The sequence below is a fragment of the Achromobacter sp. GW823-FHT04E03 genome, from assembly GCF_058796095.1.
Genome location: NZ_JBXAIJ010000001.1, coordinates 1,071,290 through 1,086,307, shown reverse-complemented (window position 1 = coordinate 1,086,307; position 15,018 = coordinate 1,071,290). Strand labels below are relative to the sequence as shown.

Here is a 15,018-nt window from a genome sequence, read left to right as displayed (position 1 = left end):
GGGCCTCGCGTCTCAGCGCTCCAGTGCCGGCGTGCCGCCCGCGCCCAGATCCCAATACAGTCCTGTCATCAGGCTCAACGCCTGCCGCAGCAAGGCCGGCGGCAAGTGTTCGTTCGGCGCGTGCTGGGAACAGCCTGGATAGGAGTGCGGCACCCAGATCGTGCGCAGGCCCAGCACGTCGGTGAAGATGTCGTTGGGCAGAGAGCCGCCCAGGTTGGGCAGCACGGCGGTCTTGGCGCCGGAGGTGCGTTCCAGCGAATCCACCGCCCAGCGCACCCAGGCGTCGTCAGGGTCGATGCGGGTGGCGCGGAACATGTTCTCGCGCGTCAGCGTGATCTGGACCATGGGGAAGCCCTGGCGGTCCAGATGGCGGCGCAGGGCGGGGACCAGGTCGTCCGGATCTACGCCCACCACGAAGCGCAGCTGGCAGCGGGCCCAGGCGCGCGGCGGAATGGCGTTGACGGGCGTGTCGGGATTGCCGGTCTTGTAGGCCAGCACCTCGAACGAGCACCAGCCGAACACGCGCTCTGCCGGCGACAGCCCCGGCTCGCCCCACCAGGGTTCGATCTCGGGACCATCGGCGCCCCCGTCCACCTGGCAATCGGCAAGGGCGCGCCGCACCGCGGCGGGCAGTTCGCGCGGCACCCATTCGGGGATGCGGATCTGGCCGGTGGGCGAAACCAATGTGGAGATGGCGTGGGCCAGCTGGATGCCGGGATTTGAGATCAGGCCGCCCCAGTTGCCCGAGTGGTGGCCGCCCGCGCGGGCGTCAATGCTGAGGTCGAAGTTCAGGCTGCCGCGCGCGCCCAGGAAGATGGTGGGGCGTTCCGCGCTCAGGCGCGGGCCGTCGGAGGCGATGAGCAGGTCCGCCGCCAGGAGCGCGCGGTGTTCCTCGCACAGGTCGCGCAGGCCCATGGAGCCGGTTTCCTCGCCCATCTCGATCAGGTACTTGGCGTTGAAGCCCAGCTTGCCGCGCGTCTCCAGCACCAGTCGCAGCGCTTCCATGTTGATGCTGTGCTGGCCTTTGTTGTCGGCGATGCCGCGGCCATACCAGCGGCCCTCGGCTTCGGTCAGCGCCCAGGGCGACAGGCCTTCCTTCCATTCCTTTTCCAGGCCGCGGATGACGTCGCCATGGCCGTAGCCCAGCACGGTGGGCAGGGCCGGATCCTCGATGCGCTCGGCATACAGGAACGGCGCGAGCGCCTTCGGGTGCGTCAGCGTGCGGCAGGTGAAGCCCAGCGCTTCGAAGGCGGGCCGGATCTCGGCTTCCAGGTAGGCCGCGAGTTCGGGCGCGCGCGCCGGGTTCTGGCTTTCGGTGGGCTGGGCCAGGCGGCGAGCCAATAGCGCGCGGAAGGCGCCGGAATCAAAACACTGTTCCGCCTGGGCGATGGCTTGTGCGCGGGTCATGATGGCTGGACTCCGTTGGAGGTAGGGGGATAGAGGTGGCAGGCCACCACGGATTGCTCGCGCCGGACCAATGCCGGGCGTTCGGTCTTGCATTGCGCCATGGCCTGCTGACAGCGCGGGTGGAAGGGGCAACCCGAGGGCGGACGCAGCGGATCCGGGAATGACAGGCCCAGGCCCATGTCGGGTATGCCCAGTCCGGGTTCGGGCGTCAGCACCGAGGCCAGCAGCGCCTGTGTGTAGGGATGGCGCGGATCATGGAATAGTTGCGCCGTGGCCGCGGATTCCACCACCCGGCCCAGGTACATCACCGCCACGTGGGTGGCGATGTGCTCCACCACCGCCAGGTTGTGACTGATAAAGACGTAGGTCAGGTTGAATTCGCGCCGCAGGTCCATCAGCAGGTTCATGATCTGCGCCTGCACCGACACGTCCAGCGCCGAGGTCGGCTCATCGCAGATGACGATCTCGGGATGCATCACCAGCGCTCGCGCAATCGCCACGCGCTGGCGCTGGCCGCCGGACAGCTGGCCTGGCGTGTTGTGGGCCAGCCGGGGCGGCAGGCCCACGCGCTCCAGCATCTCGATGGCCTTGTGCTGCTTCGGATTGGGAATGCCGTGCACTTCCAGCGGCAGCGAGACGATGGAGGCGATGGAGCGCCGCGGATTCAGCGACGAATATGGATCCTGGAAGATGGGCTGGACGCGGCGGGCGAGCGCACGCCGGCCCAGGTTGCGGATGTCCTGGCCGTCGAGCCGGATCGCCCCCTCGGTGGGCGGCGTCAGTCCCAGCAGCATGCGGGCAAGCGTGGATTTGCCGCAGCCGGATTCGCCCACGATGCCCAGCACCGCGCCGCGCTCCACCGCCAGGTCCACGCCGTTGACGGCGTGCAGCGTGCTGCGCGGCCGGAACATGCCCGACCGGATCGAGAACTGCCTGCTGACGGCCTCGGCTTGCAGCAAGGGGCTCATGCCGGGACTCCTTCGTATTCGAGGATGCAGCGCCATTGCTGGCCGGACGCGGCGCCGTGTACGGGTACCTCATGGCGGCATTGCGGCTGGGCGTGCGGGCAGCGGTCGCGGAAGGCGCAGCCCTGCAGTTCGCCCACCAGCGCGGGCACGACGCCCGGGATGGTGCCCAGCGCCTCGCCGGGCGGCGTGCGCCCAGGCACGGGGATACAGCCCAGGAGCCCCTGAGTGTAGGGATGGCGCGGCGAAGCGAACAGTTCCGCCACGGGTCCTTCTTCCACGATCTGGCCCGCGTACATCACCGCGACCTGGCGCGCGATGCGCGCGACCACGCCCAGGTCGTGGGTGATCAGCACCATGGCGATGCCCAGCTCGGCCTGCAGGTCGGCCAGCAGACGCAGGATCTGCGCCTGGATGGTCACGTCCAGCGCGGTGCTGGGCTCGTCGGCGATCAGCAGCTCCGGGCCGCACATCAGCGCCATGGCGATCATCACGCGCTGACGCAGGCCGCCGGAGAGCTGGTGCGGATACTGGGATAGCCGTTGCCCGGCCGACGCGATGCCGACTTTCTCCAGCAGCTCCACCGCGCGGTCGCGGGCCTGCCGCGCGCCGGCCTTGCAATGGTGGATGTAGTGCTCGGTCAGCTGTTCGCCGATGGCGTAGGCGGGGTTCAGCGCCGTCATCGGCTCCTGGAAGATCATGGCCATCTTGCTGCCGCGCAGCGCGTTGATGCGCCCGCCGCGCGCGGCGGACAGGTCTTCGCCCAGCACCGCCAGCCGCCGCGTGCTGCGCCGGGCGGCCTTGGGCAATAGACCCATGATGGCCAGGGAGGTCATGGACTTGCCGCAGCCCGATTCCCCCACCAGGCACAGCGTTTCGCCGCGCCGGACCTGGAAGGACACGTCGCGCACCGCGTGCAGCGGGCCGCGCGGCGTGGCGATGTCGACGGTGAGACCCTGCACGTCCAGCACGATGTCGGTGTCGCTCATGCTCAGGCCCTCTCTTCAGGCGTCAGGAGTTGATGCAGCCCGTCGCCGGCCAGGTTGATCGCGAAGATCAGCAGCGCCAGCGCCGACCCCGGTATGGCGATCAGCCAGAACGAGAAGAACATGTAGGCCTTGGCCTCCGAGATCATCAGGCCCCACGACGGCAGCGGCGGCTGCACGCCCAGGCCCAGGAAGGACAGCGAAGCTTCCAGCAGGATCGCGCTGGCGGCTTCCAGCGTGGCGATCACGATCAGTTGCGGCACCACATTGGGCAGCACTTCGCCCCAGACGATGCGCCAGGTGGACGCGCCCGCGGCCTGCGCCGCGGCCACGTATTCCAGCGAGCGCACCTGCTGGGTGGCGCTGCGCATCACCACCGCATAGCGATCCCACTTGAGCAGCCCCAGCACCAGGATCACGACCCACAGCGAGCCGCCGACGATGGCGACGGTGGCCAGCGCCACCAGGATCACGGGCATGGACAAGCGGGTGGTGATGAGAAACGACACCGCCATGTCGACCTTGCCGCCGAAGTAGCCGGCCGCCATGCCCATGGCCGTGCCGATCAGCCCCGAGATCAGCGCCACGCTGATGCCGATCAGAAGCGAGATGCGCGCGCCGTAGAACAGGCGCGACATGTAGTCGCGGCCCAGCTGGTCGGTGCCCAGCGGGTGCAGCCAGGTGCCCTTGGCGTACCAGACCGGCGGCGCCGTGCGGTAGGCCAGGTCCTGGTAGTAGGGGTCATGCGGCGAGATCCAGGGCGCGAACAGCGCGATCAGCACGATGACGAGCAGGATGCCGCCGCCGGCCAGCAGCGCCTTGTTGCGGCGCAGCCGCCGCCAGCGCAGGGCGGACGCGGACAGTTCCAGCGGCGCCGGGGCGCCGGAAGCGGACGGGGTCAGGGTAGGCGCGTTCATGTCAGGACACCCGGATGCGCGGGTCCAGCCACGCGTTGGCGATATCGGCGGCCAGGGTCAGCAGCACGTAGAGCACCGACAGCAGCAGCACGATCAGCTGCATCACGGGATAGTCTTTGTAGGTGATGCTCTGGTAGGCCAGGTAGCCCAGGCCGTCCAGCGCGAAGATGGTTTCGATGACGACCGAGCCGCCCAGCAGGTAGCCCAGCTGCACCGCGGCCAGCGCAACCACCGGCACGATGGCGTTGCGCAGCGCGTGCTTGAAGACGATCTTGCGTGCCGGCAGGCCCTTGGCGCGCGCGGTGCGGATGTAGTCGGCGGCCAGGACTTCGATCATGCCGGCGCGGATCAGGCGCATGAAGGCGGGGGCCACGTAATAGCCCAGCGCGATCGCCGGCATCACGAAATGCTGCCAGCTGCCGCTGCCCGACACCGGCAGGATGCGCAGCGATATCGAGAACAGCATGATCAGGATCAGCGCGAAGAAGAAGTTGGGCAGCGCCTGCCCCAGCACGGCGATGGCCAGGCATATGCGGTCGATCAGGCTGCCCTTGTACAGCGCGGCCAGCACGCCCAGCGGAATCGAGATCAGAAGCGCGAAGGCCAGCGCGCCCAGGCCCAGCAGCAGGGTGGTCTTGAGCTTGGAGAGGATCAGCGGTCCCGCCTCGGTCTTGAAATACACCGAGGTGCCGAAATCGCCCTGCAGGATGTGCCAGAGCCAGTCCGCGTACTGCACGGCCAGCGGCCGGTCCAGGCCGTAGGTCTTGCGGATCATGTCGATGTCGGCCTGGCGCGCGCCTTCGCCGGCCAGCGCCAGCGCCGGGTCGCCAGACAGGTGCAGCAGCAGGAACGCCAGGATCGAGACCGTCAGCGCCACCAGCACCGCCAGGCCCAGGCGCCTGATCGTGAAATACAGCATAGGGCTTCCTCTTCGTTGGACTCACGGCGGCCCGGCGCGATGCCAGGCCGGCGCGGGGCCGCGCCTTACTTCCAGCTCATGTCCCAGAAGCGCACCAGTTCATCCGAATAGGGCTTGAAGTTCAGGTCCTTGGTGGTCACGTAGTAGGCGGGCAGGGTCCACAGCGGCACCGCATAGGCCTTCTGTGCAATCAGGTCCAGCGCCTGCTTGTAGGCGGCCTTGCGCGCGCCGCTCTCGATGGTGTGGTCGCCCTTGTTGAGCAGGTCGCGCACCTGCGGGTCGCGGGTGATGTCGTCGTTGCCGAAGGCGAAGTACACAGGCGTGGACGCGGACACGTCGTTGACCAGGTTGGACGCCCAGGTCTGGTGCGTGAGCGAGGCCTTGTTGGCGCGGATCATGTCGCGCATGGCGGCGTACTGCAGGAAGTTGAGCTTGGCGCGGATGCCCACCGCCTGCAGGTAGTTGATGATGGCTTCGGTCTGGTTGCGCTCGCGATACGCCACCAGGTCGATGTCGAAGCCGTTGGGGTAGCCCGCTTCCGCCAGCAGTTTCTTGGCCTGGGCGGGATCGTACTTGTAGACCGGCGCGCCTTCCTGGGTGCAGCCCGTCTGCGAAGGCGTGCAGATGGTGTTGATGAGACCGCCGCCTTCGCCCACGATGTTCTTCAACATGGCTTCGCGGTCGATGGCGTGGATGATGGCGCGCCGCACGCGTTCGTCCTTGAGCTGCGGCGCGGGCGTGCCTTCCTGGATGTTCATCTGCATGAAGACGATGCGCATGGTGTCGCCCGTGACCATCTGCAGCGAGGGCATGCCGCCCAGCTGCTCGGCCTGGTCCTTGGGCACGCTCATGATCAGGTCCTCGCCGCCCGAGATGACCTCGGCCATCTGCGTCTGGCGGTCGGGGATGAAGCGGATCACCACCTTGCCGATCTTCGGCTGGGCCTTGGGCGAATCCTTGAAGTAATCGGCGTTGCGCTCCAGCGTGATGGACTTGCCGGGCTGGTAGTCCACCACCTTGTAGGGACCGGAGCCCACCGGCTTGGCGTTCATGCCCTTGGGCCCGACTTCCTGGTAGTACTTGGCCGGATGTATGGCGGCGGTGGTGGACAGGTATTCCTTGGCGCCGGGGAAGGGCTCCTTGGTGGTCAGGCGCACCTTGTACTTGTCGATCTTCTCGACCTTGTCGATCCAGGCCACGTTCTGCTGCGTGACGGCCTTGTTCTTCGGGTCCGCCACGTAGTTCAGCGTGTACACCACCGAATCCGCGTCGAACTCCTCGCCGTTATGGAATTTGACGCCTTCGCGCAGCTCGAATTCCATGGTCTTGTCGTCGACCTGCTTCCAGCTCTTGGCGAGCTGCCCCTTGTACTCGTTGGTGACCGGGTCGCGGTAGAGCAGGGTGTCCCAGACGTTGGCGGCGATGATGACGCCGATCCGCACGTTGTTGTAGTAGGGATCCACGCTTTCCGGCGCCTGGTCGTAGGCCATGCGCACGGTGTCGTCCTTCTTGCCGGCCAGCGCTGGCTGGGCCGCCAGCGTGGCGCAGGCCAACAGGGCGGCAGCCAGGGCCTTGAGGGGGAGGGGGCTGCGCCAGGTCGGCGCGGATGCTGCGGGGGTGATGCGGAAATCAGTCATGGTGAGGCTCCTGTGGAAGTCACTGCACGTACTGCTTATCTGCCATCTTGTCGCGGGCGGCGCGGCCCGCTGTGCTGCCTGCGGCGGGTCAGCCGGAATCGGCCGCCGCCGCGGGCGGTTGGGTAAGGGCCTTCAACGCGGCCTCGCACTTGCGCTGCAAGTGCTGGCGCATGATGCCGGCCAACCGGTCCGCGTCGCGCGTGTCCAGGGCCTCGGCCATCTCGATGTGCTCGCGCATCGCCAGATCCCATTTCTGGCGGTTCTCGTTCGAGACGAAGCGCAGGTTCTGGATGCGCGCGTTCTGGGCGTCGTACAGCTGCTTGAGCAGGCTGTTGTGCGCGGCCAGGCTGATGCGTTCGTGGATTTCGCGATTGGTGCGGAAATAGGTGGGGAGGTCGTGGCGCGCGTGGCTGGCCATCATTTCGTAGGTCAGCGCGCGGATCTCGGCGATTTCCTGGTCCGTGGCCCGTTCGCAGGCCAGCCGGCAGGACATGGCCTCCAGCCCGCCGATGACCTCGAAGGCTTCGCGGATGTTCGCTTCCGACAGCGCCACTACCTGCGCCCCGCGGTTCGGTTCGATCTGCACCAGCCCTTCGGCGGCCAGCACGCGGAAGGCTTCGCGCAAGGGGGTGCGGGACACGCCGAGCAGGTCGCACAGGGTGCGCTCGTTCAGCCGCGAGCCGGGCGGGAATTCGCCCTGGATGATGCGTTCGCGCAGTTGCCCGGCCACCGTGGCCGGCAGCGTGCGGCCGTTGCCCATGCCGCGCGCCGCAGGCGGCGGCGCGGTTTCGGCGGCCACGCTGGTGGCGCCGGAATCAGGCATCAGGCTGGAAACGCTGCTCATTGGTATACAAAAATTCCCCGTGTTTTGCGAAACTATAAACCTGTCTTTCCGTATCGCCAGATGGGTGTATACCCTAGGTTATTAACGCAAAAACAATGGGATAGAGTGACGCATGCCGCAAGTCCGCGCGCGGGGAAAGTCCTGCTTGTCTGCCCTGCGCCTTTCGTTGGTATACAAAAATATTCCACTTTGGGACTACGCATGCTTACCCTGAACAGTCATCCGTCCGGCCGGCATTTCCTGCAGATTCCGGGGCCCACCAACGTGCCCGATCGCGTGCTGCGCGCGATCGACCAGCCCACCATCGACCATCGCGGACCCGAGTTCGGCGCGTTGGGCCTGGCGGTGCTGGAAGGCGTCAAGCAGGTGTTCCAGACGCAGTCTCCGGTGGTGATCTTCCCGTCGTCCGGCACCGGCGCCTGGGAGGCCGCGCTGGTCAACACCTTGTCGCCCGGCGACCGCGTGCTGATGGTCGAGACCGGCCATTTCGCCAGCCTGTGGCGCAAGCTGGCGGGGCGGCTGGGCCTGGAGGTGGACTTCCTGGAAGGCGATTGGCGCCACCCGGTGGACGCGGCAGCCATCGCCGCCCGCCTCGCCGAAGACCAGGGGCGCAAGATCAAGGCCGTGTGCGTGGTGCACAACGAAACCTCCACCGGCGTGACCAGCGACATCCCGGCCGTGCGCGCCGCGATCGACGGCGCCGCGCACCCGGCGCTGCTGATGGTGGACACGATCTCGTCGCTGGGCTCCATCGACTACCGCCACGACGAATGGGGCGTGGACGTGACCGTGGCCGGTTCGCAGAAGGGCCTGATGCTGCCGCCCGGCCTGGCCTTCAACGCCGTCAGCGCACGCGCCCTGGCCGCGGCCGACGAGGCGCGGCTGCCGCGCTCGTACTGGGACTGGCGCGAGATGCTCGCCGCCAACGCCCGCGGCTACTTTCCGTACACGCCTTCGACCAACCTGCTTTACGGCCTGCACGAAGCCCTGGCCATGCTGCGCGAAGAAGGCTTGCCGCAAGTCTTCGCGCGCCACCAGCGCCATGCCCAGGCCACGCGCCTGGCTCTGGCCGGGTGGGGGCTGGAGCTGCTGAGCCTGGATCCGGCCGCGCACAGCCCGGCGCTCACTGCGGTGGTCATGCCCCAAGGCCATGGCGCCGACGCCTTCCGCAAGCTGGTGCTGGAACGTTTCGACATGTCGCTGGGGCAGGGCCTGGGCAAGCTCACCGACCGCGTGTTCCGCATCGGCCACTTGGGCCACTTCAACGACCTGACGCTGTGCGGCACGCTGGCCGGCGTGGAAATGGGCCTGGCCGCGGCAGCCGTGCCGCATAGGGCGGGCGGCGTGCAGGCGGCAATGGAATTCCTGGCCGGCTCGCGCGCAAGCGTAGCGGCCTGAGACACACACATAACGAGGGAAACGATGAACACACTCATGCAGCAGGCGATCCAGTTCGCCAACGACCACGAATCCGCCTGGGACCGCAGCGTCAAGGGCAACTTTGGCGTGCACCTGAACGATCCGCCGCCCTGGAACCGCCTGCTGGGCCCCATCCACGACCGCGGCCCGGTGTCGGGCGTGGTCACCGTGCGCGGCGAGACCGTCGCGTCCTGGGGCGAGCCCGAGCGCGCCGACCTGACCTTCAGCGTGGCCAAGCTGTACCTGGCAATCCTGGCCGGCGTGGCCCATGACCGCGGCCTGCTGCCGGACGTGGACGAGCCTGTGGGCAAGCGCGTGCCCGGCATCGGCTTCGACGAAGGGCAGAACGCCGACATCACCTGGCGTCATCTGCTGCAGCAGACCAGCGAATGGGAAGGCGAACGCTTTGGCGTATCCGACCAGGCCGATCGCTATCGCGCCGTCACCTTCGGCGTGCCGCCGGACGGCAAGAAGGGCGAAGCGCGGCCGTTGCAACGTCCCGGCACGTACTGGGAATACAACGACGTGCGTATCAATCAGCTGTCGTATGCGCTGCTGCATCTGTTCCGCAAGCCCTTGCCCGAAGTCTTCCGTGAGGCCGTCACGCGGCCCATCGGCGCCAGCGAAAACTGGCAGTGGGTGGGCTACGACAACGCCTGGGTCGAGATCGACGGCCAGCGCATGCCGTCGGTGCCTGGCGGTTCGCACTGGGGCGGCGGCATGTCCATCAGCGCCCGCGACCAGGCGCTGATCGGTCAGATGCTGCTGAACGACGGCATGGCCAACGGCCGTCGCATCCTGTCCAGCGAGTGGATCCGGGACATGCGCACGCCATGCGCGATCGCGCCGTATTACGGCTATCTGATCTGGCTGAATCATGAAGGCCGCGTGTTTCCCAGCGTGCCGGCTTCCAGCTTCTTTGGCGTGGGGGCGGGTAGCTCGTTTACGTGGGTGGAACCGGAGCGGCAGATGGTGGTGATTGTGCGCTGGCTGAACTCGGCCCACGCCGACGCGCTGTTCGGCAAGATCCTGGAGGCGGTGGACGCTGGGGTCTAGATCGTTTTTGGCTAGGTATTTGATGTGGCGGCTGTAGGCGGCTTCGAGTATGCGGATGTCGGGGTTCTGAACCGCCGAGGCTGCCCTGCGCCATTCCGATGCTCGCCCCGGTGGGGCTGCGCTTCGGATGGCTCCGGGCCGCCTCGGCTGACAGCAGCCGAATGCACTGGTCTTAGGTCCGTTCATGGGTAGATGCCGTGAGCCGGTGTCCGGGCGGAGGGATCCGAAGCGCAGCCCCACCGGGGCGAGCATCGGAATCCCGCAGTCCGGACGCCGGCGACTCAAGAACCCTGCCTCACAAAACCGAAGCGACAGGGCTTTGAGCTTGCGGATGTCGGAGTTCTTTAGCCGCCGAGGCAGCCCTGCGCCATTCCGATGCTCGCCCCGGTGGGGCTGCGCTTCGGATGGCTCCGGGCCGCCTCGGCTGACAGCAGCCTTATGCATTGGTTTCAGGCCCATTCATGGGCAGATGCCTTGAGCCGGTGGCCGGGCGGAGGGATCCGAAGCGCAGCCCCACCGGGGCGAGCATCGGAATCCCGCAGTCCGGACGCCGGCGACTCAAGAACCCCAGCCTCACAACACCAAACGTCAACAATCCATCCAAGAATGCCCAAGATGCGAATTTGACTCGCGCGGGCCTGCCGTTGCATGCTCCCGCCTAATCCATTTCCGTGAACGAGAGGAAGCCAACCATGAACTACCGCCGCCTCGGCCGCAGCAATCTCCGCGTCTCTCCGCTCTGCCTGGGCACCATGATGTTCGGCGAGCAGACCCCCGACGACGAAGCCGCCCGCATCGTCGCGTCCGCGCGTGACCATGGGTTGAACTTCATCGACACCGCCGACGTCTATAACGGCGGCCGCTCCGAAGAGGTGGTCGGCAAGCTACTGAAAGGCCAGCGCCACGATTGGGTGCTTGCCAGCAAGATCGGCAACGCCGTCGGAACCGGCCCAAACCAGGCCCACTATTCGCGCCAGTGGCTCATGCGCGGCGTGGAGGAAAGCCTCGCGCGCCTGGGCACCGACTTCATGGACATCCTCTACCTGCACCGCGACTACCATGAGGAAAACCTCGAAGAAGCCCTGTGGGCGCTGGGCGACCTGATCCGCGCCGGCAAGCTGCGCAGCTTCGGCCTGTCCAACTTCCGTGGCTGGCGCATCGCCGAGGTCATGCGCCTGTGCGAAAAAATGGGCGTGCCGCAACCCGTCGTGTGCCAGCCTTACTACAACATGCTCAACCGCGGTCCCGAAGTCGAGATCCTGCCCGCCTGCAAGCACTATGGACTGGGCGTCGTGCCCTACAGCCCGATCGCGCGCGGCGTGCTCACCGGCAAGTACCTGCCGGGCCAGGCGCCCGCGGCCGACACCCGGGCCGGACGCGGCGACCGCCGTATCCTGGCGACCGAATTCCGCGAAGAGTCCCTGGAAATCGCGCAAAAGCTGGTGGCGCACGCCGCAGTCCGCGGCACGCAGGCGGGGCATTTCGCCACTGCCTGGGTGCTGGCCAATCCCGTCATCACCGCCGTCATCGCCGGCCCGCGCACCCTGGCGCAGATGGAGGACTACTACGCGGCGCTGGACGTGAAGATCACGGCCGAGGACGAGGCCGTCGTCAACGACTGGGTCACGCCGGGCCATGCGTCCAGCCACGGCTACAACGACCCCAACTATCCGTTCTACGGCCGCCCGGTAGCAGCGGCCTGAAGCATAAGCCCAGGGGAAAAGCGCGCCGGTCCATGTGGCCGGCGCTCTTACGTTCAAGCCTTGCCCAATCCCCCGCGCGGCATGGCAGGCTGCGCCGCCGCTTCCAATTCAGCCGGTTGCACGCCACGCCCGATCAGCATGGCGCAGATCGCCGACACCACCCCCGCGAACAGCACGTACAGGCAGATCAGCCAGGGCTGGCCGCCGCCCGTCTTCAATAGCGCCGTCGCAATGATGGGCGTGATGCCCGAGGCGAAGATGCCCGAGAACTGGTAGACGAAGGAAATCCCCGTGTAGCGCACCTTGGCATCGAACAGCTCGCAGAACAGCGCTGCTTCCGGTCCGTACACGGCGGCGTACAGGATGCCGAACGGAATGATGATGGCCAACCAGATCAGCATCACGCTGCCCTGACTATTTAGCATCAGCCAGAAGCCGGGGAAGGATGCCGCGGCGGTGATCAGCGATCCCCAGAAGTAAACCCGCGTGCGGCCGATCTTGTCGGACAGCCGGCCGAAGAAAGGAATGAAAAAGCACATCACGAGGGCCGCGGCCATCACGCCGATCAGCGCTTCGGTCCGGCTGATCTGCACGGTCTGCGTCAGGTACGAGATCGAGAACACGCCGAATACGTTGAAGAACACGCCGTCGATGTAGCGCGCGCCCATGCCCTTGAAGACATTGCCCGGATAGCGCTTGAGCATGTCGAAGAACGGAATGCGGCTCTCGGCGTTGTTGGCCTTGACCGCCGCGAACTCGGGCGTCTCCTTGATGTTCAGGCGGATGTACATGCCCACCAGCACCATGGCGGCGGACGCCAGGAAGGCGATACGCCAGCCCCAGGCCATGAATTGCGCGTCCGTCAGCAGGGTGGACAGCAGCGCCACCGTGCCCGAGGCCAGGCACAGGCCGATGGCCAGGCCGATCTGCGGCAGCGAGGCATAAAAGCCTTTTTTGCCCGGCGGCGCGTATTCGTAGGCCATAAGCACCGCGCCGCCCCATTCGCCGCCCAGGCCTATGCCCTGGAACACCCGCAGCAAAAGCAACAGGATCGGCGCCCAGATGCCGATGCTGTCGTAGGTGGGCACCAGGCCGATCAGGAAGGTGGCGATCCCCATGATCATCAGCGTCATCACCAGCATGCTCTTTCTGCCGATGCGGTCGCCGAAGTGGCCGAAGATCAGCCCGCCCAGCGGTCGCGTGACGAAGCCGACGGCAAAGGTGGTGTAGGCCAGCATGGTCGAGACCAGCGGGTCGCCGGTAGGGAAGTACAGCTTGTTGAACACGATGCCCGCGACGACGCCGTACAGGAAAAAGTCGTACCACTCGATGGTGGCGCCGATCAGCGACGCGGCGACGACTTTGCGCACCGCGGCTTCGTTTTGCTTGGCCATGTCTAGTCTCCTTTGGTGGGGCGGTGGGGCAATCTGCGTTGTCCTGCGCCTTGGGGTTCTGCTATCCGGGGTCCGTCATCTCCGATTCAGGCGGCGACGCGCAGCGCCTGCGGCTGCGCTTGCCTGAGGTCCTGCAACATGAATTCGGCCGCGCGTTCGGCCAGCATCACCACGGGGACGTTGGTGTTGCCCGACACCAGCGTCGGCATGATCGAGCAGTCCACCACGCGCAGCCCCGCCACGCCGTGTACGCGCAGGCGTTCGTCCACCACGGCCATCGGGTCGCTGGACGGCCCCATCCTGGCGGTGCCGGACGGGTGGAAGATCGTGGCGCCGTATTCACGGCAGAAGTGCAGAATCTCGTCGTCCGTGCGCACGTCCGGCCCGGGGCGGAATTCGCGCTTCATCAGGCCTGCCAGCGGTTCGGTGGCGGCGAGCCTGCGCGCATACTTCACCGCCGCCACGGCCATGTGGCGGTCCAGTTCGGTGGACAGGTAGTTCGGCTGCATGGACGGCGCCTCGAAGGGATCCGCGCTGCGCAGCTGGACCCGGCCGCGCGACGTGGGCCGCAGCTGGCACACCGAATAGGTGCAGCCCGAGAACGGATGCACCTTGCCGCCCGCCATGTCCGCCGACAACGTGGCGAAATGGAACTGCGTGTCGGGCGTGCGGCTGGCCGGGTCTACCCGGCAGAACACGCCGCCCTGGTTGATGCCGACCGCCAGCGGCCCGCCGCGGAACAGCAGCCATTCCAGGCCCATGCGGGCGCGGCCCGTCAGGCTGCGCAACTGGTCGTTGGTGGTGATGGGGCGGGTGGTCTCGTAGATCAGGCGGATCTGCAGATGGTCCTGCAGGTTTTCGCCCACGCCCGGCAGGTCGCGCACCACGCCGATGCCGAACCGGCGCAGCAGGGCTGCGGGTCCGACGCCGGACAGCTGCAGCAGCTGCGGCGATTGCAGGGCGCCGGCGCACAGCACCACTTCGCGGCGGGCGCGAACGGTATGCACCTGGCCGTCGCGCCGGTAGCGCACGCCGCAGGCGCGCGTGCCTTCGAACAGTACGGCCATGGCGTGTGCGTCGGTTTCCACGCGCAGATTGCTGCGGTCCTGCGCGGGACGCAGGTAGGCCACGGCGGTTGAGCAACGCCGGCCGTTGCGTGTGGTGAGCTGGTAGTAGCCCACGCCTTCCTGGTCGCCGGTATTGAAGTCCTGCACATGCGGCAGGCCCAGCTTTTGCGCGGCGCCTATCAACGCTTCCACCAGCGGATGCGCCGTCTTGATCGAGGTGGCGTTGAGCATGCCCTCGGTGCCGCGCGTGGGGCCGGGGCCGAGGTCATTGTTCTCGAGCTTGCGGAAGTAGGGCAGGCATTCGTCCCAGCTCCAGCCGGGATTGCCGGCGGCGGCCCAGGCGTCGTAGTCCTGCCGCTGGCCGCGGATGTAGATCAGGCCGTTGATGGAGCTGGAGCCGCCCAGCGTGCGCCCGCGCGGCCAATAGATGCGCCGGTCCAGCATGCCGGGATCGGGGTCGGTGTAGTAGCCCCAGTTCAAGACCTTGTGGAACATCGTCTTGCCGTAGCCGATGGGGATGTGTATCCACGGGTTGCTGTCCTTGGGGCCGGCTTCCAGCAGGCAGACGCTGTGCGCGCCGCTGGCGCTCAGCCGGTTGGCCATCACGCATCCGGCCGAGCCGGCGCCAACCACGATGTAATCCACGGTATCGGACATGTCCGCAAGCTCTCCCTGCAGCAGGGCGCGGCGCCAAGCCTACGGCG

At 67.1% G+C, this 15,018-nt stretch carries 12 protein-coding genes; 3 read left to right on the top strand and 9 right to left on the bottom strand.

The window, feature by feature from the left end; genetic code table 11:
• Positions 1–12: 12 nt before the first annotated feature.
• The 7 genes from AC1RHV_RS05020 to AC1RHV_RS04990 all read right to left on the bottom strand — a co-directional run bounded on the left by AC1RHV_RS05020 (position 13) and on the right by AC1RHV_RS04990 (position 7,591).
• The gene (locus AC1RHV_RS05020) at positions 13–1,407 is read right to left on the bottom strand and encodes a M20 family metallopeptidase (protein WP_054456458.1); all 1,395 of its coding nucleotides are present in this window, start codon (positions 1,405–1,407) and stop codon (positions 13–15) included.
• Positions 1,404–2,375, bottom strand: a complete 972-nt coding sequence (locus tag AC1RHV_RS05015; RefSeq protein ID WP_119449426.1) for an ABC transporter ATP-binding protein — start codon at positions 2,373–2,375, stop codon at positions 1,404–1,406. Before AC1RHV_RS05015 ends, AC1RHV_RS05020 begins: the two co-directional genes overlap by 4 nt.
• A complete protein-coding gene (locus AC1RHV_RS05010) occupies positions 2,372–3,361 on the bottom strand; it encodes an ABC transporter ATP-binding protein (RefSeq protein ID WP_492299918.1) in 990 nt (329 codons plus the stop codon). Before AC1RHV_RS05010 ends, AC1RHV_RS05015 begins: the two co-directional genes overlap by 4 nt.
• 2 nt (positions 3,362–3,363) lie before the next feature.
• Positions 3,364–4,275 carry an ABC transporter permease gene (locus AC1RHV_RS05005; protein WP_492299916.1) on the bottom strand — a complete coding sequence of 304 codons (912 nt, stop codon included), beginning with the start codon at positions 4,273–4,275 and terminating at the stop codon, positions 3,364–3,366.
• A 1-nt stretch (position 4,276) separates the two neighbouring features.
• Positions 4,277–5,194: an ABC transporter permease gene (locus AC1RHV_RS05000; protein WP_054456461.1), complete on the bottom strand. Its 918-nt coding sequence runs from the start codon at positions 5,192–5,194 to the stop codon at positions 4,277–4,279.
• 65 nt (positions 5,195–5,259) lie between these two features.
• Entirely contained in the window at positions 5,260–6,831 is a 1,572-nt protein-coding gene (locus AC1RHV_RS04995; protein WP_119449429.1) for an ABC transporter substrate-binding protein, read from the bottom strand.
• Positions 6,832–6,919: 88 nt separating this feature from the next.
• Complete coding sequence (locus AC1RHV_RS04990) at positions 6,920–7,591, bottom strand: GntR family transcriptional regulator (protein WP_492300789.1); 672 nt, start codon at positions 7,589–7,591, stop codon at positions 6,920–6,922.
• A gap of 285 nt (positions 7,592–7,876) precedes the next feature.
• Between AC1RHV_RS04990 and AC1RHV_RS04985 the strand changes: the two genes are divergently transcribed.
• The 3 genes from AC1RHV_RS04985 to AC1RHV_RS04975 all read left to right on the top strand — a co-directional run bounded on the left by AC1RHV_RS04985 (position 7,877) and on the right by AC1RHV_RS04975 (position 11,853).
• On the top strand, positions 7,877–9,073 hold the full coding sequence (locus tag AC1RHV_RS04985; protein ID WP_175162877.1) for a pyridoxal-phosphate-dependent aminotransferase family protein: 1,197 nt from the start codon (positions 7,877–7,879) through the stop codon (positions 9,071–9,073).
• Between the two features lie 24 nt (positions 9,074–9,097).
• On the top strand, positions 9,098–10,150 hold the full coding sequence (locus tag AC1RHV_RS04980) for a serine hydrolase domain-containing protein (RefSeq protein WP_175162875.1): 1,053 nt from the start codon (positions 9,098–9,100) through the stop codon (positions 10,148–10,150).
• 692 nt (positions 10,151–10,842) lie between these two features.
• On the top strand, positions 10,843–11,853 hold the full coding sequence (locus AC1RHV_RS04975; RefSeq protein ID WP_175213496.1) for an aldo/keto reductase: 1,011 nt from the start codon (positions 10,843–10,845) through the stop codon (positions 11,851–11,853).
• 53 nt (positions 11,854–11,906) lie between these two features.
• Here the strand turns inward: AC1RHV_RS04975 and AC1RHV_RS04970 are convergent, their stop codons facing one another.
• Together AC1RHV_RS04970 and AC1RHV_RS04965 are read right to left on the bottom strand one after the other, a co-directional pair.
• Positions 11,907–13,247 carry an MFS transporter gene (locus tag AC1RHV_RS04970; protein WP_175213495.1) on the bottom strand — a complete coding sequence of 447 codons (1,341 nt, stop codon included), beginning with the start codon at positions 13,245–13,247 and terminating at the stop codon, positions 11,907–11,909.
• An 86-nt stretch (positions 13,248–13,333) separates the two neighbouring features.
• Positions 13,334–14,971, bottom strand: coding sequence for a GMC family oxidoreductase (locus AC1RHV_RS04965; RefSeq protein ID WP_175181257.1), 1,638 nt, complete (start codon positions 14,969–14,971; stop codon positions 13,334–13,336).
• Positions 14,972–15,018 lie beyond the last annotated feature (47 nt).

Excerpts from the sequence above, each read along its gene's own strand:
- AC1RHV_RS04985 (WP_175162877.1), top strand. The coding sequence starts at position 7,877 with ATGCTTACCCTGAACAGTCATCCGTCCGGCCGGCATTTCCTGCAGATT.
- AC1RHV_RS05015 (WP_119449426.1), bottom strand. The coding sequence starts at position 2,375 with ATGAGCCCCTTGCTGCAAGCCGAGGCCGTCAGCAGGCAGTTCTCGATC.
- AC1RHV_RS04990 (WP_492300789.1), bottom strand. The coding sequence starts at position 7,591 with ATGGGCAACGGCCGCACGCTGCCGGCCACGGTGGCCGGGCAACTGCGC.
- AC1RHV_RS05000 (WP_054456461.1), bottom strand. The coding sequence starts at position 5,194 with ATGCTGTATTTCACGATCAGGCGCCTGGGCCTGGCGGTGCTGGTGGCG.
- AC1RHV_RS04965 (WP_175181257.1), bottom strand. The coding sequence starts at position 14,971 with ATGTCCGATACCGTGGATTACATCGTGGTTGGCGCCGGCTCGGCCGGA.
- AC1RHV_RS04970 (WP_175213495.1), bottom strand. The coding sequence starts at position 13,247 with ATGGCCAAGCAAAACGAAGCCGCGGTGCGCAAAGTCGTCGCCGCGTCG.
- AC1RHV_RS04995 (WP_119449429.1), bottom strand. The coding sequence starts at position 6,831 with ATGACTGATTTCCGCATCACCCCCGCAGCATCCGCGCCGACCTGGCGC.
- AC1RHV_RS05020 (WP_054456458.1), bottom strand. The coding sequence starts at position 1,407 with ATGACCCGCGCACAAGCCATCGCCCAGGCGGAACAGTGTTTTGATTCC.
- AC1RHV_RS04980 (WP_175162875.1), top strand. The coding sequence starts at position 9,098 with ATGAACACACTCATGCAGCAGGCGATCCAGTTCGCCAACGACCACGAA.
- AC1RHV_RS05010 (WP_492299918.1), bottom strand. The coding sequence starts at position 3,361 with ATGAGCGACACCGACATCGTGCTGGACGTGCAGGGTCTCACCGTCGAC.
- AC1RHV_RS04975 (WP_175213496.1), top strand. The coding sequence starts at position 10,843 with ATGAACTACCGCCGCCTCGGCCGCAGCAATCTCCGCGTCTCTCCGCTC.
- AC1RHV_RS05005 (WP_492299916.1), bottom strand. The coding sequence starts at position 4,275 with ATGAACGCGCCTACCCTGACCCCGTCCGCTTCCGGCGCCCCGGCGCCG.